Annotated in this window: 17 protein-coding genes; 10 read left to right on the top strand and 7 right to left on the bottom strand. The window is 71.1% G+C overall.

Features of this window, described 5'->3' with window-relative positions:
- Positions 1-16: 16 nt before the first annotated feature.
- Entirely contained in the window at positions 17-580 is a 564-nt protein-coding gene (locus LBN7_RS02840; protein WP_341945895.1) for a GNAT family N-acetyltransferase, read from the bottom strand.
- A gap of 58 nt (positions 581-638) precedes the next feature.
- Here LBN7_RS02840 and mfd point away from each other — a divergent pair, with 58 nt between their 5' ends.
- The gene (mfd, locus tag LBN7_RS02835) at positions 639-4214 is read left to right on the top strand and encodes a transcription-repair coupling factor (RefSeq protein ID WP_407360884.1); all 3576 of its coding nucleotides are present in this window, start codon (positions 639-641) and stop codon (positions 4212-4214) included.
- On the opposite strand, the gene LBN7_RS02830 is transcribed toward mfd, so the two are convergent.
- Positions 4201-4563: a VOC family protein gene (locus tag LBN7_RS02830; RefSeq protein WP_407360883.1), complete on the bottom strand. Its 363-nt coding sequence runs from the start codon at positions 4561-4563 to the stop codon at positions 4201-4203. The two genes, mfd and LBN7_RS02830, sit on opposite strands and share 14 nt — an antisense overlap.
- Positions 4564-4752: 189 nt before the next feature.
- Between LBN7_RS02830 and LBN7_RS02825 the strand changes: the two genes are divergently transcribed.
- A complete protein-coding gene (locus LBN7_RS02825; RefSeq protein WP_407360882.1) occupies positions 4753-5355 on the top strand; it encodes a gamma carbonic anhydrase family protein in 603 nt (200 codons plus the stop codon).
- A 27-nt stretch (positions 5356-5382) separates the two neighbouring features.
- On the opposite strand, the gene gdhA is transcribed toward LBN7_RS02825, so the two are convergent.
- Both gdhA and LBN7_RS02815 read right to left on the bottom strand, forming a co-directional pair.
- Positions 5383-6753, bottom strand: coding sequence for an NADP-specific glutamate dehydrogenase (gdhA, locus tag LBN7_RS02820; protein WP_116636908.1), 1371 nt, complete (start codon positions 6751-6753; stop codon positions 5383-5385).
- Positions 6754-6888: 135 nt separating this feature from the next.
- On the bottom strand, positions 6889-9639 hold the full coding sequence (locus tag LBN7_RS02815) for a phosphoenolpyruvate carboxylase (RefSeq protein ID WP_407360881.1): 2751 nt from the start codon (positions 9637-9639) through the stop codon (positions 6889-6891).
- A gap of 43 nt (positions 9640-9682) precedes the next feature.
- On the opposite strand from LBN7_RS02815, the gene LBN7_RS02810 reads away from it, so the two are divergent.
- The 4 genes from LBN7_RS02810 (at position 9683) to LBN7_RS02795 (ending at position 13832) form a co-directional block, all read left to right on the top strand.
- On the top strand, positions 9683-10849 hold the full coding sequence (locus LBN7_RS02810) for a Na+/H+ antiporter NhaA (protein WP_407360880.1): 1167 nt from the start codon (positions 9683-9685) through the stop codon (positions 10847-10849).
- A 107-nt stretch (positions 10850-10956) separates the two neighbouring features.
- On the top strand, positions 10957-11556 hold the full coding sequence (locus LBN7_RS02805; protein WP_407361694.1) for a MazG family protein: 600 nt from the start codon (positions 10957-10959) through the stop codon (positions 11554-11556).
- Between the two features lie 73 nt (positions 11557-11629).
- Positions 11630-12925 (top strand): histidine--tRNA ligase, encoded by a 1296-nt coding sequence (locus LBN7_RS02800; RefSeq protein WP_407361693.1) that lies wholly within the window; start codon positions 11630-11632, stop codon positions 12923-12925.
- Between the two features lie 88 nt (positions 12926-13013).
- Positions 13014-13832, top strand: a complete 819-nt coding sequence (locus tag LBN7_RS02795) for an SGNH/GDSL hydrolase family protein (protein WP_407360879.1) — start codon at positions 13014-13016, stop codon at positions 13830-13832.
- Here the strand turns inward: LBN7_RS02795 and LBN7_RS02790 are convergent.
- Positions 13801-14328, bottom strand: a complete 528-nt coding sequence (locus tag LBN7_RS02790) for a VOC family protein (RefSeq protein ID WP_407360878.1) — start codon at positions 14326-14328, stop codon at positions 13801-13803. The genes LBN7_RS02795 and LBN7_RS02790 overlap by 32 nt on opposite strands.
- A 95-nt stretch (positions 14329-14423) precedes the next feature.
- Here LBN7_RS02790 and LBN7_RS02785 point away from each other — a divergent pair, with 95 nt between their 5' ends.
- The gene (locus LBN7_RS02785) at positions 14424-15278 is read left to right on the top strand and encodes a helix-turn-helix domain-containing protein (RefSeq protein ID WP_407360877.1); all 855 of its coding nucleotides are present in this window, start codon (positions 14424-14426) and stop codon (positions 15276-15278) included.
- Here the strand turns inward: LBN7_RS02785 and LBN7_RS02780 are convergent.
- Together LBN7_RS02780 and LBN7_RS02775 are read right to left on the bottom strand one after the other, a co-directional pair.
- Positions 15204-16433 carry an APC family permease gene (locus tag LBN7_RS02780; RefSeq protein WP_407360876.1) on the bottom strand — a complete coding sequence of 410 codons (1230 nt, stop codon included), beginning with the start codon at positions 16431-16433 and terminating at the stop codon, positions 15204-15206. The two genes, LBN7_RS02785 and LBN7_RS02780, sit on opposite strands and share 75 nt — an antisense overlap.
- A gap of 40 nt (positions 16434-16473) precedes the next feature.
- Complete coding sequence (locus LBN7_RS02775; RefSeq protein WP_407360875.1) at positions 16474-16944, bottom strand: PaaI family thioesterase; 471 nt, start codon at positions 16942-16944, stop codon at positions 16474-16476.
- 107 nt (positions 16945-17051) lie between these two features.
- Between LBN7_RS02775 and LBN7_RS02770 the strand changes: the two genes are divergently transcribed.
- From LBN7_RS02770 to LBN7_RS02760, 3 genes are read left to right on the top strand one after another with little or no spacing between them, the layout of a single operon-like run.
- The gene (locus LBN7_RS02770; RefSeq protein ID WP_407360874.1) at positions 17052-17450 is read left to right on the top strand and encodes a GntR family transcriptional regulator; all 399 of its coding nucleotides are present in this window, start codon (positions 17052-17054) and stop codon (positions 17448-17450) included.
- Complete coding sequence (locus LBN7_RS02765) at positions 17447-18505, top strand: DUF1648 domain-containing protein (RefSeq protein WP_407360873.1); 1059 nt, start codon at positions 17447-17449, stop codon at positions 18503-18505. The genes LBN7_RS02770 and LBN7_RS02765 overlap by 4 nt, the downstream gene beginning before the upstream one ends.
- Entirely contained in the window at positions 18502-19455 is a 954-nt protein-coding gene (locus tag LBN7_RS02760) for a CPBP family intramembrane glutamic endopeptidase (RefSeq protein WP_407360872.1), read from the top strand. The genes LBN7_RS02765 and LBN7_RS02760 overlap by 4 nt, the downstream gene beginning before the upstream one ends.
- The last annotated feature ends 9 nt before the right edge of the window (positions 19456-19464 follow it).

The following is a 19464-nucleotide window of genomic DNA, read 5'->3' as shown; positions in this document are numbered from 1 at the left end:
CCGAGGACCGTTCGCCTCAGAGCACCGGCCACTCGACCGGAGTGCGGTCATCGGTCGGGAGGAGACCGGCGAACCAGCCGTCGTCGCGACCGCGCGGACTCGTGAGCGCCTGGCGCTGCAGACCCTCGTAGCGGAAGCCGAGTGCCCTGGCGGAGCGCGCGGACGGGATGTTGCCGGCGACAGCACGCCACGTGAGTCGCACGAGTCCGAGTTCCGAGAAGCCCCAGTCGATCACGGCGCGCGCCGCTTCGGCGAGGTATCCCCGGCCTCGGGCGTCTCCCGTCATCCAGAAGCCGATCTCGGCGTGACCACCGGTGTGGTGCTGCTCGATGTCGTGCAGCCCGATCATGCCGGAGAGGCGATCGTCGACGAAGATCGCCCACACCGTCTCCTTGTCCTCGGCCCACCACCCGGCCACGAGCCGTACGAAGTCCACGGCGTTCTCGCGCGTGTAGGGGCTCGGCACCGTCGTCCACCGCGGGATCTCCGGATCCTGGCACGCCGCCTCGATCGCGTCGATGTCGGCCTCGGTCGGAGCGCGCAGCACGAGTCGTTCGGTGGTGAGGGTGACCGTTTCCATCCCGACAGCCTACGAGGAGGCGAGCCGCCATGTCGGTGGGCGCGACTAGTCTTGTCCGGTGACTGTTCCGGGGATTCTGCGCGCCTTGGAAGAGGCGTCTCTGTACCGTGACGCCCTCAGCTGGGCGCACACCGACGCCGACCTCGGCCTGGTCGACGGGCTCGACGCTCCCGCGCTCGCGGGGCTGCTCGAGAAGCGCGGCGCCGCGGGGCACCCCTCCGCGCTGCTCGCCGTCGCGCCGACCGGCCGCCGCGCCGAGAGCCTCGCACACGCGCTCGAGGCCTACCTCCCGACGGCCGAGATCCTCACCTTCCCCGCATGGGAGACGCTCCCGCACGAGCGGCTGAGCCCGAGCCCCGACACGGTCGGGCAGCGGCTGCAGACGCTGCGCCGGATCGCCGAGTGGTCGGGCGAGCATCCCCTCGTCGTCGTCGCCTCGGTGCGTGCGGCACTCCAGCCGATCGCCGGCAACCTCGGCGAGATCGCGCCGCTCGAACTCGTGACCGGCAGCCGCGGCAACGAGCTCGACCAGGTCGCCGAGCAGCTCGTCGAGCGCGCCTACTCGCGCGTCGACATGGTCTCGCGTCGAGGCGAGTTCGCTGTGCGCGGCGGCATCCTCGACGTCTTCCCACCCACGTCGGAGCATCCGTACCGCGTCGAGTTCTTCGGCGACGAGATCGATCAGATCCGCGCGTTCTCGGTCGCCGATCAGCGCTCGCTGCCGGGCGACATCCCGGGTGTCGACCTGCCCCCGAGCCGCGAGCTGCTGCTGACGCCCGATGTCCGCGAGCGGGCACGAGCCCTGATCGGCGGATTCCCGGCGATCTCGGGGATGCTCGAGAAGATGGCCGAGGGCATCCCGGTCGAGGGCATGGAATCGCTGCTCCCCGCCGTGTCCGGTCCGCTCAAGTCGCTGGCCGAGTATCTGCCGGAGGGCAGCGCGACCGCCGTCGTCGACCCCGAACGCTCGACGGCGCGTGCCATCACGCTCGGCGAGACGAACCGCGAGTTCCTCGACGCCGCGTGGAGCGCGGCCACCTCGGGCGCATCGGCGCCGATCGACCTCGGGGCCGGCGACTTCCGCACGATCGCCCAGCTGCGCGAGGTCGTCCGCGATCGCGGCGGCGTCTGGTGGCGGCTGAGCCCGTTCGGTGCGGGCCTCGGCGAAGGCGACGCCGAGGCGACGAACCTCGATGCCGCCGTCATCCCGTCGTTCCACGGCAACGTCGACGGTGCGATCTCGTTCGTCGAGGCGAAGGTCTCGGACGGATGGCGGGTCGTCGTGATCTCCGCGGGCTCCGGGCTCGTCGATCGCGCGCGCGACGTGCTCGCCGATCGGGGCATCGCCGCACGCGTCGTCGAGTCGCTCACCGAGGCTCCGGAGGCGGGGATCGCGACGCTCGTCACGGGATCGGTCGAAGCCGGCTTCCAGATCTCCGAGGCGAAGCTCGCCGTCCTGACCGACAACGAGTTCTACGGCCGCACGATCGGCGGCGACCAGCGCGTCGTCAAGAAACTCGCCTCCCGCCGCAAGAACGTCGTCGACCCGCTGCAGCTCAAGCCCGGCGACCACGTGGTGCACGCCACGCACGGCATCGGCCGCTTCGTCGAGATGACCAAGCGCGAGGTGTCGACCGGCGGTCGCAACGCCACCAAGTCGGTCCGCGACTATCTCGTCCTGGAGTACGCGCCGTCGAAGCGCGGCTACCCCGGCGACAAGCTGTACGTTCCCACCGACCAGCTCGACCTGCTGTCGAAGTACGTCGGCGGCGAGGCTCCGACCCTGTCGAAGATGGGCGGCAGCGACTGGTCGCAGGCCAAGGGCAAGGCCCGCAAGGCCGTGCGCGACATCGCGGTCGAGCTCGTCAAGCTGTACTCCGCGCGGATGGGCGCCAAGGGCCACGCGTTCGGCCCGGACACCCCGTGGCAGCGTGAGCTCGAGGAGGCGTTCCCCTTCGCCGAGACGCCCGATCAGCTGCAGACGATCGACGAGATCAAGGCCGATATGGAACGGCCCATCCCGATGGACCGCCTGCTCTCCGGAGACGTCGGCTTCGGCAAGACCGAGGTCGCCGTGCGTGCGGCGTTCAAGGCGATCCAGGACGGCAAGCAGGTCGCGATGCTCGTGCCGACGACACTGCTGGTCAAGCAGCACATGGAGACGTTCACCGAGCGATTCGCCGGCTTCCCCGTCAAGGTGCGGGCGCTGTCGCGGTTCCAGACCGACAAGGAGGTCCGGCTCACGCTGCAGAGGCTCCTCGAGGGCTCGGTCGACATGGTCATCGGCACGCACCGCATCCTCACCGAGGGCGTCCTGTTCAAGGACCTCGGCCTGATGATCATCGATGAGGAGCAGCGCTTCGGCGTCGAGCACAAGGACACGCTGAAGAAGCTCAAGATGAACGTCGACATCCTCGCGATGAGTGCGACGCCGATTCCGCGCACGCTCGAGATGGCGGTGACCGGCATCCGCGAGATGTCGACGCTCGCGACACCGCCCGAGGACCGGCATCCGATCCTGTCGTTCGTCGGCCCTCGCAGCGACAAGCAGATGGCGGCGGCGATCCGCCGCGAGATCCTGCGCGAGGGCCAGGTGTTCTTCGTGCACAACCGCGTCCAGTCGATCCAGCGGGTCGCCGCGCAGCTCGCCGAGCTCGTGCCGGAGGCCCGGATCGCCGTCGCTCACGGACAGATGGGGGAGCACCAGCTGGAACAGGTCGTCGACGACTTCTGGGAGCGGAAGTTCGACGTGCTCGTCTCGACCACCATCATCGAGACCGGGCTCGACATCTCGAACGCGAACACGATCATCATCGATCGCGCCGACAAGTACGGCCTGAGTCAGCTGCACCAGCTGCGCGGCCGTGTCGGCCGTGGACGCGAGCGCGCCTACGCCTACTTCCTGTACGACGAGATGAAGCCGCTGAGCGAGACCGCCGCCGACCGCCTGCAGACGATCGCGGTGAACAACGATCTCGGCTCGGGCATGCAGGTGGCGCTGAAGGACCTGGAGCTGCGCGGCGCGGGCAACATGCTCGGCGCCGAGCAGGCCGGGCACATCGCCGGTGTCGGATTCGACCTGTACCTGCGCATGATCGGCGAGGCCGTGGCCACGTTCCGCGGTGACGAGGTCGAGAGCGGGCAGGAGCTGCGGCTGGAGCTGCCGCTCGACGCCCGCATCCCGGAGTACTACATCGACAGCGAGCGGCTGCGTCTCGAGGCGTACCAGAAGCTCTCGGCGGCATCGGCAGCCACGGCGAAGGACGAAGCGATCGACCAGGTCATCGAGGAGCTCGTCGACCGTTACGGCACCCCGCCCGAAGAGGTCGAGGGGCTGCTCGCGATCTCGCGTCTGCGCCGCCGCGCCGCGCGGGCAGGGCTGACGGATGTCGTGGTGATGGGGTCGAACCTGCGCATCGCGCCGGCGCGCCTGGAGGACTCCATCAAGGTGCGGCTGCAGCGGCTCTACCCCAAGGCGAAGCTCGTCGCCGGGGGAGACGCGCTGGTCGTGCCGATGCCGACCGTGCCCGCCGCGGTGGGCGTCGGTCTCGAGCCGCTGCCTGACGCGCAGCTGCTCGAGTGGGTCGGCCAGCTGTTCACGGCGATCTTCCCGGAGCCCGTCAAGACGGAGTAGGCGTAGCGAGGTAGAGCAGGTTGCCGTCGGGGTCGCGCAGCTGCGCGACCCGTTCGCCCCACGGCATGTCCTCCGGTGGGACGACGGATGCCGCGCCGGCTGCGAGGGCTGCGGCGTATGCCGCGTCGGCGTCGTCGGCGTAGAGCCACAGGGCGATCGCGTCCCCGCGCGCGATGTCGGCCTCGTAGCCGATGCCGAGCTGCCCGCCGCCCACAGCGAGGGCGACGTAGACGTCGACACCTTCGTGGTCGAAGCGGTACGTGACCTCGGCCCCGAACGCGTGTTCGTAGAAGCCGCCGAGTCGCGCGAGATCGGGCGTGCGGAGGATGGGGAACAGGCTGATCGTCATGCCCGGGAGAGTAGGTCGGCGGTCGGACGCTGTCAACGGTCCGTCGCGGTGGATATCCCGCCGGAAAACGGAGACGAGATGCTCAAGGCAGTGCGTGTCCCCGCCCGCCACGCCGACGACGTCGGCGATGCTCTGCGTTTTCCGAGCGGATGCCGGGCGCCGCGGCATCCGCAGGACTAGTCTGGCGGCATGTTGTACGAGCACCTCGGGGCTCGGCCCCGGATCCATGACACCGCCGTCATCGCTCCCACCGCCGTGATCTCCGGCGACGTGGAGATCGGCCCGGACTGCCAGGTGCTGCACGGCGCCGTGATCACCGCGGAGGGCGGACCCATCACGCTCGGCGAGAACGTCATCGTGATGGAGAACGCTCTCATCCGCGCGACCGCGGCGAACGCCGTGCACATCGGGGCGCACACGCTCGTGGGCACGCTCGCGAGCATCGCCGGTGCGACCGTCGGCGAGGAGGTGTTCTTCGCCTCCGGCGCGCGCATCTTCAACGGAGCCCTGGTCGGCGACCGCTGCGAGGTGCGCGTGAACGCCATCGTGCATCGCAGGGCCGTGCTTCCGGCCGGCACCGTGGTGCCGATCGGTTGGGTCGCCGTCGGAGATCCGGTGCAGCTGCTGTCACCCGACCGGGAGGCCGAGATCACCGCCGCGCAGCCGGAGCTCGACTTCCCCGGCCACGTGTTCGGCGTCGATCGCGACACTCCCGACCTGATGGTGCAGCTCACCGAGCGCTACGGCCGTTCCCTCGCTCGGCACGCCGACGATCGGCAGGTCGGCGGCTGACGGCATCCGCTCGCGGTGTGCCGGTGATCAGATGACGCCCTGCGCCAGCATCGCGGCGGCGACGCGCTCGAAGCCGGCGATGTTGGCGCCCGCCACGTAGTCGCCCGGCCGGCCGTGACGCTCGGCCGCGTCGAAGGCCGCGCGGTGGATGTCGCCCATGATCTCGCGCAGCTTGTTCTCGCTGTCGTGGAAGGTCCAGCGCTGGCGCGAGGCGTTCTGGCTCATCTCCAGCGCCGAGGTCGCGACACCGCCGGCGTTCGCGGCCTTGCCGGGCGCGAAAAGCACCCCGGCGTTCTGGAACGCGTCGACCGCCGCCGGCTCGCAGGGCATGTTCGCGCCCTCGGAGACCGCGCGCACGCCGTTCGCGATCAGCGCCTCGGCGTCCGCCAGGCTCACCTCGTTCTGCGTGGCCGACGGGACCGCGATGTCGACCGGCACCTGCCAGACGCTGCCGCCCTCGACGAAGCGCGCGCTCGGACGGCGGTTCGCGTACTCGACGATGCGGGCGCGCTCCACCTCCTTGAGCTGACGGAGCAGATCGACGTCGATGCCGGCGTCGTCGACGACGTAGCCGGAGGAGTCGGATGCCGTCACCGGGGTCGCGCCGAGCTGGGTCGCCTTCTGGATCGCGTAGATCGCGACGTTGCCGGAGCCCGAGATCCCGACGCGCTTGCCCGCGAGGGAGTCGTCGTGCACGGCGAGCATCTCCTGGGCGAAGAACACGGCGCCGTAGCCCGTGGCCTCGGTGCGCACCTCGGCGCCGCCCCAGCCGGTGCCCTTGCCGGTGAACATGCCGGACTCGTGGCGGTTGGTGACCTTGCGGTACTGGCCGAACAGGTAGCCGATCTCGCGGCCGCCCACGCCGATGTCGCCGGCCGGGACGTCGGTGTGCTCGCCCAGGTGACGGTAGAGCTCGTTCATGAACGACTGGCAGAACCGCATGACCTCGGCATCCGACCTGCCGTGCGGATCGAAGTCCGACCCGCCCTTGCCGCCGCCGATGCCCTGACCCGTGAGCGCGTTCTTGAAGATCTGCTCGAACCCGAGGAACTTGATGATCGAGAGGTTCACCGAGGGGTGGAAGCGCAGTCCGCCCTTGTACGGGCCGAGCACCGAGGAGAACTGGATGCGGTAGCCGCGGTTGACCTGCAGCCGGCCGGCGTCGTCGACCCACGGCACGCGGAACAGGATCTGACGCTCCGGCTCGACCAGGCGCTCCAGGATGCCGCCGTCGACGTACTCCGGATGCTGCTCCAGCACCGGCGAGATCGAGTTCAGCACCTCGTGCACGGCCTGGTGGAACTCGGGCTCGTGCGGGCTCCGCGACAGCACCGTGTCGAAGACGGGCTGCACGGCGGCGGAGAGCGGGTGGAAGTCGACGGAAGACGGAGAGGTCACGCGAGGTGGGCTTTCTGGTGGGGGATGAGGGCGCAGGCGATCGTGTCGCGTGAGAGGGGAACGGCCGGATACGACCGATATTTCACTCTAGCGGTGCCTCGGATGTGAGAACTCTCACGTCGCCCCGGCCGAGAATCACCCGGTGTTCTGCAGGCCCGCCGCGACGCCGCTGACCGAGAGCAGGAGCAGTCGCTGCTGCTCGGCATCCGCTCCCGAGCCCTCCGCCTGCTCGGCGGCCGAGCGGAGCGCCCGGAGCGCACGGAGCTGCAGCAGCGAGAGCGCGTCGACGTAGGGGCTCCGCAGCTGGACGGCGCGCTGCAGCACGGGCTTGTTCTCGAGGAGGCCCTCGCCTCCGGTGAGACGGATCACCCACTGCCGGGTGAGCGCGAGCTCGTCGAGCACGAGGGCGGCGAGGTCGTCGCGGTCCCCGAGTGCGAGGTACTGACGGGCGATCCGCTCGTCGGTCTTCGCCAGGCTCATCGCGACGTTGTCGATCATGGTGCGCAGCAGCGGCCAGTCCCGGTACGCCTCGGTGAGCAGCTCCACGTCTCCCACGGCCTCCAGCGCCGTGCCCAGGCCGAACCATCCGGCGAGGTTGATGCGCGCCTGCGTCCACGCGAAGACCCACGGGATCGCCCGGAGGTCTTCGAGCGATTCGACGGAGAGGCCGCGCCGTGCGGGCCGCGAGCCCAGGGCCAGCAGGCCGATCTCCTCCAGCGGCGTGACGGTCGCGAACCAGGGAGCGAAGCCCTCGGCCTTGACGAGCGAGAAGAACCGCTCGCGCGAGGTCGCATCCATGATCGACGCGACCTCGGCGTAGCGGGCCGCCGCGCTGCTCGTGCGCTTCTCCTCCGAGGGGGAGGAGGCGAGCAGGGTCGCCGCGGCGACCTGGTCGATGTGCCGCATGGCGATCGCGGGTTCGCCGTAGCGCGCGAAGATGACCTCGCCCTGCTCCGTGAGCTTGAACCGGCCGTCGACGGAGTGCGGCGGCTGCGCGAGGATCGCGGAGTTCGCGGGTCCGCCGCCGCGGCCGAGCGCGCCGCCACGACCATGGAAGAGGGTGAGCTCGATGCCCGACTCCTGCGCCCACCGGGCGATCTTCTCCTGCGCCTCGTAGAGGGCGAGGTTCGCGGCGACCGGGCCGACGTCCTTCGACGAGTCCGAGTATCCGAGCATGACCTCGAGGCGGTTGCCGGTCTCGGCCATGCGCGCGCGGAACTCCGGGAAGGTCACCGCCTCGGCGAGGATCTCCGGCGCGGCCTGCAGGTCGGCGAAAGTCTCGAACAACGGCACGACGTCGAGCACCGGCACATCATCGCCGAGCGCATGCCGGGCGAGGCGGTGCACGTTGGCGAGATCGGATGCGGCCTGCGTGAAAGACACCACGTAGCGGCCGGCAGCCCGGACGCCCCGGTCACGCTGGATCTCGGCGATCACGCGGAAGAGCTCGAGGACCTCCTCGGTCTGCGCGCTGATCGCCTCGCCCGCCTCGAGCTCGGCCAGCGCCTTCGCGTGCACCTGCGAGTGCTGCCGGACCTCGAGCTCGGTGAGGTGGAAGCCGTAGGTCTCGACCTGCCAGATCAGGTGCTGCACCCCGCCGAACGCGTGGCGCCTGGCACCGGCAGCCGCCAGCGAATTCTGCACCGCGCGCAGGTCGGCGAGCAGCTCCTCGGGACGGGCGTATCCGTGCTCGCCGTCTCCGCGACGGGTCGCCGCGACCCGGCGCGCGAGCACGAGCAGCACCCGGCGGTGCGGCTCCTCGGGGGAGCGCGCGGCCAGTTCGGCGGCGACGTCGGGCTCGGCGGCGGCGAAGGCGTCCCAGAGCGCGGTGACGGCGGCGCTCGGCGGCGTGTCGTCCGCGGCGAGCGTGAGAGTGCGGCCGATGCGATCGAGGGCGCGCTCCAGTCCGCGGAGCACGTGGTCCGCGGCGATCTGCGATGCCTCGCGGGTGACGGATGCCGTCACGAACGGGTTCCCGTCGCGGTCGCCGCCGACCCAGGATCCGATGCGGACGAAGGCCGGGACGACGGGTGCGCTGGAGCCGGACTCCTCGCCGCGCAGCGCGTCGTCGATGCGGCGGTACACGTGAGGCACGGTCGTGAAGAGGGTCTCGTCGAACACGCCCATGACCGTGCGCACCTCGTCGGTCGGCGATGGCTTCTGCGAACGCAGCGGCGCGGTGCGCCAGAGCGTGTCGATCTCCTCCAGCATCCGGCGACGGGCGCGGTGCTGCTCGGCGCCGCCCTCGCTCGCCGCGTCGTGCTGCGTGAGCAGCTCGGAGAGGCGGCGGATGCTGGACGACACGGCGCGGCGGCGGGCCTCGGTCGGGTGCGCCGTGAAGACGGGGTGGAAGCGCAGCCCGTCCAGGCGGCGGCGCGCCTCGTCGTCGCCGACCTCGCTCCGCAGACGCGCGTAGGCGGTGGCGACGGTGTCGGCGGACTGGGCGCCTGAGCCTGTCGACGGGCCGGGCTGGCCGGCGCGCTCGCGCAGCACCCGCACGCGCTGATGCTCCTCGGCGAGGTTCACCAGGTGGAAGTAGCAGGTGAAGGCGCGGGCGACCTCATCGGCGCGTGCGACGGTGAAGGACTCGGCGATCGCCGCTGCCCGCTCGAAGGCGTCGGAGTTCTCCTCCTCGTACGCCTGGATCGTCGCGAGGCGCAGGCGCTCGACGTCTTCGAAGAGGTCGTCGCCGCCGGCTTCGCGCAGCACCTGACCGAGCAGGCCGCCCAGCATCCTGACGTCGGAGCGCATGGCATCCGGGATGCCCTGGCCGGCTTCGAAGCGGCCGATCACGCGGATGGCCTCGGTGTTCGTGGGCTCGGGAAAGCTCTGTGCGGGGGTCACCCTTCGAGAGTATCCCCGTCGGTCGGGGTGTCTTGAACGCATGACGCCCGAGGACGCTCTCACCCCGCGACCTACGATGGAGGGGATGCGCATCTCAGCGAACCCTCTCCGCGGCCAGCAGTTCCCCGCCGTCCTCCTGCTCGTCGCGGCAGGGCTCGGCCTTCTTCTGGCGAACCTCCCCTCACACGATGCGCTCGCCGCCGTCCTCGACTTCCACATCGCCGTGCCCGGTACGGGGCTCGACCTGTCGGTCGCGCACTGGGTGTCCGACGGGCTGCTCGCCGTCTTCTTCCTCGTCGTGGCGATCGAGCTGCGGCATGAGTTGACCCACGGCGAGCTGGATTCCCCGCGCAAGGCGGTGCAGCCCGCGATCGCCGCCGCCGGCGGCGTGCTCGTGCCGATCGCGGTGTACCTGCTGATCGCCGGCAGCGGCGACACGGCGACGGGGTGGCCCATCCCGACCGCCACCGACATCGCCTTCGCCCTCGGCGTCCTGGCGATGTTCGGTCGCGGCCTGCCGTCGAGCGTGCGCGTCTTCCTGCTCGCGCTCGCGATCCTCGACGACATCATCGGCATCATCTTCATCGCGGTCCTGTTCGCACACGATGTGCAGTGGCTGCTGCTTGGGCTCGCGGTCGTCGGCGTCGCGGCGTTCTGGGTGCTCAGCCGCCTGCTCCACGAACACGGACATGTGCTGATCGCGGTGGCCATGGTCATCGTCGGGGTCGTGACCTGGGGGCTGGTCGCGTCCTCCGGCATCCACGCCACGATCGCCGGCGTGATGCTCGGACTGGTCATGTCGCCCGTGCCCGCCGGGCGCACGCGGCACGCGTTCGAGCCGACCGTGAACGGTGTGATCCTGCCGGTGTTCGCGTTCGTCGCGGCTTTCGTGGTGATTCCCGCCCTCTCGCCTGCGCAGCTGTCGCCGGCATTCTGGGCCATCGTCGTCGCGCTCCCCGTGGGCAAGATCCTCGGCATCGCGCTGTTCGGATGGATCGCGATGCGCATCCGGCCGAAGGGCGCGCCGCCGGCCCTGCCGTTCGGGGACATCCTGGCGGCGGGCGCTCTGGGCGGCATCGGCTTCACGGTCTCGCTGCTGCTCGCCAACCTGGCATTCGCCGACGACGGCGGCATCCGCGACCAGGCGATCCTCGGCGTGCTCGTCGGCTCGCTGATCGCCCTCGTGCTCTCGGGCATCATCGTGTCGCTGCGCGCGCGCTGGTACCGTCGGGTCGCGGCCGCGTCGTCGTGAGCGACACCGGCCGGAGCGCATCCGAAGGCATCGAAGGAGGAAGCGTGAGCACTGGCCCCGAACCCCGCGCGAACGTGGACGACCCGCTGCGCGCCGCGGCCGAGACCATGCGCCAGGTGCGCGAGCGCTGCGTGTGGTCGCAGCGCATCACCCACCGCGACCTGGTCCCGTACCTGATCGAGGAGTCGCACGAGGTCATCGACGCGGTCGAGAACGGCACTCGCGCCGATCTGCGCGAGGAACTCGGCGACCTGCTCTGGCAGGTGCTGTTCCACGCGGCGATCGCCGCGCAGGATCCGGACGACCCCTTCGACATCGACGACGTGGCGGAGACGCTGACCGAGAAGATGGTGCGCCGGCATCCGCACGTGTTCGCCGGTGAGGTGGCCACGACGCCGGAAGAGGTGCTCGTGCACTGGAATGCGGCGAAGGCCGCGGAGAAGCGCACCAGGACGAGCGTGCTCGACGGCGTGCCCCGGGGGATGCCGGCGCTCGCGCTCGCGCAGAAGCTCGTCGGGCGGGCCGCCGGGGCGGGGATCGTGCCACGGGCCGATGCCGCCGCTCCGGCATCCGAGGCCGAGCTCGGAGACGCGCTCCTCGCGCTGGTGGCGACCGCGCGTGCCGAGGGATGGGATGCCGAGCGCGCCCTGCGCGAGCGGCTGCGGACGCTCGAGGACGAGGTGCGCACCGCCGAGGCGGGCGCCTGAGACCGACCGGGCACGGTCGCGGCGACGGACCTGGGAAGATGGGACCGTGGCTACTGTGAACCCGCCGCGCGGCATGCGCGACATCCTCCCCGCCGACAAGGCGCGCCGTGAGCGCGTGCTCTCCGTCATCCGCGACCGCTACCTCGCGCACGGATTCGACGAGATCGAGACGCCGGTCGTCGAGGACTACGACCGCCTGCACGCCGGCATCGGCGGCGACAACGAGAAGCTGTCGTTCAACATCCTGCGGCGGGGTCTCGACGCCGAAGCCATCCGCGCGGCGGCGGAGGATCCGGCCGAGCTGTCCGATCTCGGGCTGCGCTACGACCTCACCGTGCCGCTCGCCCGGTTCTACGCGAGCAACCGCGGACAGCTTCCCGGGGTGTTCCGCTCGATCCAGATCGGACCCGTCTGGCGAGCCGAGCGTCCGCAGAAGGGCCGCTACCGTCAGTTCGTGCAGTGCGACATCGACATCATCGGCGATGACTCCTCGCGCGCCGAGGCCGAGCTCATGGTCGCCTCGCTCGACGCCGTCGACGCACTCGGACTCGAGGGCGCCACGGTACGGATCAACGACCGGCGGGTGCTGGACTGGATGCTCGACAGCTTCGGCTTCACGGCCGACGAGCGGCCCGGTGTGCTGATCACGATCGACAAGCTCGACAAGATCGGTCCGGAGGGCGTCGGGGCCGAGCTCCGCGAGCGTGCACTCCGCCAGGGGAGCAGCACGGAACCCGTCGACGCGTTCGAGGAGTTCCTGCGGCGTCCGCAGACCATGGAGTACAACCCCTACGGTGAGCGGCAGATCCGCAAGGCGCTGCCCGAGGGTGCACCGGACGAGATCGTCGCGCACCTGGTCGGCATCGGCGACGCCGTGGCTGCCGGGCGTGCTTCGACAGGCTCTTCGATGGGCTCAGGGACCCAGGCGTCAGAGATCCCGCTCGTCTTCGACCCGTTCCTCGTGCGGGGGATGGGCTACTACACGGGCACGATCTTCGAGCTCGCGCACCCCTCGGTCGGATATTCGCTCGGCGGCGGCGGACGCTATGACGGCATGATCGGCCGCTTCCTCGGCCAGCAGGTTCCCGCCGTCGGGTTCTCGCTCGGGTTCGAACGCCTGGTCGACCTCGTGACGGCGGAACCGGATGCCGCGGCGGAAGCCGTCGTGCTCATCCACGACGCCGACGTTCCCGTCGGCGAGCTCGTCGCGCACAAGGCCCGTCTCATCGCGGGCGGTGCACGGGTTCGTCTCGAGCGTCGCACCAAGAACCTCAAGGCGCTGCTCGAGCGCTCGGCCGCCGACGGCTACACCGCGTTCGCGACGGTGTCGGCGGGCAGCGGCGAGCTGGAGCTCAAGCCCCTGTCCTGAGCCGCTGACCCGACCCGACTGTCCGGAGAAGGCACGGATGTCGGGCGGAGTTCATGCCGCGTTCACGACCATCGTGTCGAATCGAGGCGTGAGCCGTATCCGCGTCCTGGTGCTCCGGGGTCTTGTCGCCGGCCTCGCGGTCGCGGCCGTCCTCGTCGGCATCCGTCTCGTCCTCACCCGGCAGGCGGCGCTCGCCAGGGAGCGGATCGGGAAGCCGCTGGGCGAGGAGTCGCTGGATGCCGATCGCGTCTGGCGCCGGTCGCTCGACGGCGACCCGATCGACCTGCTGATCCTCGGCGACTCGATCGCGGCCGGGCTCGGCGCGGAACGGCGCAAGGAGACGCTCGGCGGGCGGCTCGCGAAGGGACTGGCACGACGGATGCGCCGTCCCGTGCGCCTGCACACCGCGGCGATCGTGGGCTCGGAGTCCCCGGATCTTCCGGCGCAGCTCGACGGGCTGTCCGCCGCCTATCGTCCGCACATCGCCGTGATCGTCGTGGGCGGGAACGACGTCACGCATCGCCTTCCGCCTTCGCTCTCGGCCCAGCACCTGCACGAGTCGATCCGACGGCTGCGCGAGGCGGGTGCCGAGATCGTCGTCGGCACGTGTCCCGACCTCGGCGCGCTGCGCCCGGTGCCGCAGCCGCTCCGGCGCCTGGCCTCCAGCATGTCGCGCCGCCTCGCCGACATCCAGGCGGAGACGGCGCGGCACGCGGGCGCCGAACCCGTCGACCTGCGTCGCGCGGTCGGGCCGATGTTCTTCGACGAGCCGGAGGCGATGTTCAGCCTCGACCGCTTCCACCCGAGCGCCCTCGGCTACCGGCGCACGGCGGAGGCGCTGCTCCCTGCCGTGTGCCGCGCTGCCGAGGTCGCCGTCAGCTCGCGGCGTCCGCCGGAGCCGAGGTGAACGACTCGGCCCATTCGGCCACGCGCCGGCTGCTCTCCTCGTCGGAGATGTCCTCGACCCGGGTCATCACCGACCAGCGCACGCCGAACGGATCGCGGATGCTGGCGAAACGGTCGCCCGACACGAACGGCGCAGGAGCTTCGCGCACGGTCGCTCCCGCGGCGACGGCTTTCTCGACCACCGCGTCGACGTCGGGCACGTACAGGCCCATCGAATAGCAGTCGTCGTCGCCCTCGGGCGAGGGGACGAGGTGGTAGTCGGGGCTCGGCTCGCCGAGCTGGAGGAGCCCGAGCCCGAAGTCGAGGTCGGCGTGGGCGACGACGCCGTCGAACTCGGTCACGTCGACGACGCGCGCGCCGAAGACGTCCCGGTAGAACTCGATCGCCTGCTTCGCTCCCGGGATCGCGAGGAAGGGCGTGAGCGACGTCGCGCTGTTCGGTCGTCCGTCTGTCGTGTAGGTGCCGTTCGCGCCGGTGGTGGGGGTCTCATCAGTCATGTCCTCACGGTACGAGGGGCAGGATGCCGGCGGCTTGAAGATCTGCGCCAACCTCGGTCCTCCGCGGTGTCGGGGCCGGACCCTACGCTGGGCCCATGGTGAATCCGACCCGCGGCATCCTGTACCCGGCGCGCCTGCCGGAGTTCCATCGGCTGTCGGCACCGGCCGATGCGGCAGACCTCGTCGCGTGGTTCTGGATCCCCGAGTGGGACATCGCCCCGGGGCGCTCGTCCCGGCAGGAGATCGTCTCGTATCCCGCGCTCAACCTCGTGGTCGAGCCGGAGGGGGTCTCGCTGTCGGGCGCGACGACCCGCGTGTCGCACCGCGACCTGCGCGGACGCGGCTGGGCCGTGGGGGCTCTGCTGCGCCCCGCCGCGGTGCCCGCTCTCGTCGAGGAGCCGGCTGCGCTCATCGATACCGAGACACGGGTCGACGCGCCGGGACTGCTCGATGCCGTGACCGCGGCCATGGAGTCGGGCGAGGGGCACAGGGAGCGCGCGGTCGCGTCGTTCTCGCGGTGGCTCGGCGAGCGGATCGGCCGACCCGGCGAGGCCGCACGTCAGGCGAACGCCCTGTCCGACGCGCTGATGGGGGAGGACGCCGCGCTCACGCCCGAGGAGGCGGCCATGCGACTGGCGGTGTCGGTGCGCACGCTGCAGCGGATGACACACCGGCACGTGGGTCTGTCGCCCGCCGCGATGATCCGTCGGCGGCGTCTGCAGGAGGCGGCCCAGCTGGTCCGCGACGAGCCGGCGACCGATCTCGCGAGGATCGCCGCCGAACTCGGGTACGCCGATCACGCGCACCTGACGCGGGACTTCCAGTCCGTGCTCGGGATCGCTCCGCGGACGTACCGCTCCGCGTCCGCCGTCGACTCAGCGGCGGGCGAGGCGCAGGCGCAGCATCCGGTACCCGACGCCGCAGACGACGACCGCCGTCCCGACGAGTGAGGCGATGACCGGCAGGCTGTTCACGAGCACGAGGCAGCCGAGCGCCCCGACGACCTGCAGCACGCGCGGATAGCGGCGCGCGGGTCCGGTCTGCCGGAAGGCCGCCGCATTGGCGATCAGGTAGTACAGCAGCACCCCGAACGAGGAGAAGCCGATCGCGTCGCGGAGATCCGCGACGAGCACGATGCCGATGACGATCGCGGCGATCACGATCTCCGCGCGCTGCGGCACCTGACGATGCTCGTCGACCTTCGCCAGGAACCGCGGCACGTCGCTCTCGCGGGCCATCGCGAGGGTCGTGCGTCCGATGCCCGTGAGCAGGGCGAGCAGCGCGCCGAGGGAGGCCGCGGCGGCGGCCACCCGGATGAGCGGTGCGAGCGCGGGCCATCCGGCGGCGACGAGGAGATCGGCCAGCGGGGCGGTCGACGAGGCGGCGTCGCCCCCGAGTACGAGGATGACCGCGAGACCCACCAGAGCGTAGACGACGACCGCGCCGCCGAGGGCGAGCACGATCGCGCGGGGGATCGTGCGCGCGGGATCGACGACCTCCTCGCCCATGGTCGCGATCCGCGCATAGCCGGCGAACGCGAAGAACAGCAGCCCGGCGCCCTGCAGCACCCCGTACGCGGAGGCGTCGGGGAGCGGAGGAGGCGATGCCGCGGCGGCGGACCCGAACCCGACGGCGACCGTGACGGCGAGACCGAGCAGCGAGCACGCCACGAGGATCCGCGTCAGCAGGGCGGTGCGGGTCACTCCGAAGCAGTTCACCGTGGCGAGGGCCGCCACCGCGACCACGGCGACCGGCGTCTGCCAGCCCTCGGGGGCGGCGTACGCGGCGAACGTCATGGCCATCGCCGCGCCGCTCGCGATCTTGCCGATCACGAAGCTCCACCCGGCGATGAATCCCCACCAGGGGCCGATCTCCGCACGGGCGTAGGCGTAGGTGCCTCCGGCGACGGGATGCACCGCGGCCAACTGGGCCGACGAGGTGGCGTTGCAGAACGCCACGACGGCGGCGATCGCGAGCGCGACGAGGATGCCGCTGCCGGCCACGCCCATCGCAGGTGCCCAGACCGCGAACACGCCGGCGCCGATCATGGAGCCGAGGCCGATCGCGACGGCGTCTCCGAGCGTCAGTCGGCGGGCGAGGGGCATGGCGACATCGTCGCATGCCCGGGTGAACGACAGGGTCCGGTCAGCCGCGTGCGGCGGTGACCCGCTTCTTCTCGCGGATGTAGACCTCCCGGCGCACCTTCGCGACGATGTCTCCGTCACGGTCGGTGATCACGGTCTCGAACCACTCGAGCACCTTCGCTCCGCCGCGGGCGCGCTCGCGGATCTCGTCGGCCTTCTCCTTCGAGACCTCGAACTCGGCGGTGAGCACGCCGCGCCCCGGCTTGAGGAACTCGATCTCGCCGCGCGTGTCCCACACGACGTGATCGCGCCCGAGCTGATGCATCACCAGCATGAAGAAGTAGGGGTCGGTCATCGCCGACATCGAGCCGCCGAACGCCGTCTTGACGTAGTTGCGGGTGAAGACGTTCACGTGGAGCTCGACGGTCGCGCGGGTCCAGTCCTCGCTGAACCGGCGGATGCGGATGCCGCTGAAGAGATTGGGGATCCAGAGGCTCATGCCGATGGCGAGACGGCGGGGAGTGATGCGCATGGCGTCAGTGTCCCGGATGCGCGCCACACCGTCCAAGACGACTGGAGGGTTGCCACAGTTGTTCTAGTTCACTTAGAATAAGTAGCGATTCGAGAGGAGGAGTGCCGATGCTGATCCGCGTCGATACCGACAGTCCCCGACCGCTGTACGACCAGGTCGCGGCGTCCATCCGCTCCGACATCCTCGCCGGTGCTCTCGTTCCGGGAGACCGGCTGCCCGCGGCGCGCGACGTCGCCGAAGCCCTCGACATCAATCAGCACACCGTTCTCCACGCCTATCAGCGGCTGCGCGACGAGGGACTCGTCGACCTCCGCCGTGGCAGGGGAGCGGTGATCGCGGGGTCGGCGGCGCCGCTGGCAGAGCTCGCGCAGGAGATCGACGCGCTCGTGCGCCGGGCCGGTGCCCTCGGCGTCTCCGCTGAGACGCTCGCCGGCATCGTGCACGCGCATCGCGATCCACGATCCGAGAAGAACGCCCCCAGGAACCCCGAGGAGGTCTCGCCATGACCGCACACGACCTGACCCGCATACCGCCGGCGCCGCTGCGCAGAGCGCGTCTCACCTTCTTCCTCGTCGCGGTCGTCGTGCCCGTCGTGATCTCGGCCATCGGCGTCGCGGTGATCGTCGCCTGGCTGCCGTCGATGCCTGACCAGGTCGCCGTCCACTGGGGTGTCAGCGGCGCCGACGGGTTCGCCCCGGCATCCACCTATCTCTGGATCCTGCTCGGGGTCGGTCTGGTGCTTCCCGTGCTCATGGCGATCACGACGTTCGCCGCGGTGGGTGCGCACTGGGGCGGCGCCGCACGGCTCATGGGCGCACTGGCCGCGGGCCTCGCCGCCTTCGCCACCGCCATGAGCCTCGGCTCGCTCGCGATGCAGCGCGATCTCGCGCCCGAGGCCGACGTGCCGGGCATCGGCCTGGTGATGCTCGGATCGTTCGCCGCGCTCGCGGCCGTCGGTGCCGTCGCCTGGGCGGTGCAGCCCCGGGTCGGCCCCGAGTCGGGTCCCACGCTCGAATCGCGTCAGATCGTGCGCATCGCCGAGGGGGAGCGCGTCGTCTGGCTGGCCACGACCTCGATGCCGCGCGCCGCGGTCGCCGTCCTCCTGCTGCTCCTGCTCTCGCTCGCCGCGCTCGCCGCCTTCATGCTCGGCACTGGGGTGCAGGGCGGGTGGGTCGTCGCGGTCGTGGTGCTCGTCGTCGCCTTCGCGATGGTGGCCACCACCGCGTTCCGTGTGCGCGTGACGCCCGAGGGATTCGCCGCCAGGGCGCTGATCGGCTGGCCCCGCATCGAGATCCCGCTCGACGAGGTCGAGTCCGCGCGCGCGGTCGATGTCTCGCCGTTCGGGGAGTTCGGCGGGTGGGGGTGGCGCATCGCCCTGGACGGTCGGACCGGCATCGTGATCCGCCGCGGACCCGCGATCGAGGTCGCGCGTCGCGGCCGACGACCGTTCCTCGCGACGATCGACGGCGCCGAGGAGGCCGCGGCGCTGCTCCAGGCCTACGTCGACCGTGCACGTCCGCACGGCACGACCCGGACCGACCAGGGAAAGGCGACCTCATGAACGACTCCACGCTGCTCGAGACGCGACGGGTGCCCTGGGGTGCCGTCATCGTCTTCACGGTGCTCGCCTGCGGTCTCGCCTGGCTGGTCGCGCTGCCTCTGTGGCTCGGTGACGGCCTGGCGGAGCCCCTGGCAGCCGCACTGCTGCCGGTGATGATGCTGACGCCTGCCATCGCGGCGCTCGTCGTCACCTTCGCTCTGCGCACCCCGGCGCGCGGGGAACGCGCGCGTTTCCTGGGCCTGTGGCCGCTGCGTCCGGCGAAGCGCATCGTCTGGCTGATGGTCGCCGCCTGGCTGGTGCCGCCGCTGCTGGTCGGGCTGAGCATCCTCGTGTCCGCCGCCCTCGGCTTCGTCCGGCTCGATCTCACGTTCGCCGCCTTCGCCGCGGAGCTGCAGAAGGCTCTTCCTGCGGGCGCGCCGATGCCACCGGTCGAGGTGGTCGTGTTCGCACAGATCGCGATGATCCCGCTGGCGGCGCTCCTCAACGCGATCCCCGCGTTCGGCGAGGAGCTCGGCTGGCGGGGATGGCTGGTCCCCGCCCTCCGTCCGCTCGGCACGTGGCCGACGCTGCTTCTCAGCGGCGCGATCTGGGGCGTCTGGCACAGCCCGATCATCCTCCTCGGCTACAACTTCGGCCGCACCGACCTGAGCGGGGTGCTCCTGATGATCGGCGGCTGTGTCGCCTGGGGCATCCTGCTCGGCTGGCTGCGACTGCGCTCTGCGTCGGTCTGGCCGGCGGTCCTCGCGCACGGTTCGCTCAACGCCGCCGGCGGGCTCATCGTCATCTTCGCCGCTGCGAAGCCCGACCTGGGCCTGGCCGGACCGCTCGGGGTCGCCGGCTGGATCGTCCTCGCCGTCGTGATCGGGGCCCTCGCGGCCACCGGGCAGTTCCGGCGGCAGCCGGAACTCGCCGGCGCACCGGGAAGGCTGCTCTCCGCTCCACGCTCTTGACTCGTCGCC

Source organism: Microbacterium sp. LBN7, from assembly GCF_045690345.1.
GTDB lineage: Bacteria > Actinomycetota > Actinomycetes > Actinomycetales > Microbacteriaceae > Microbacterium.
Note: the sequence above shows the minus strand (reverse complement) of the source record. Positions and strands in the feature narration are given on the sequence as shown.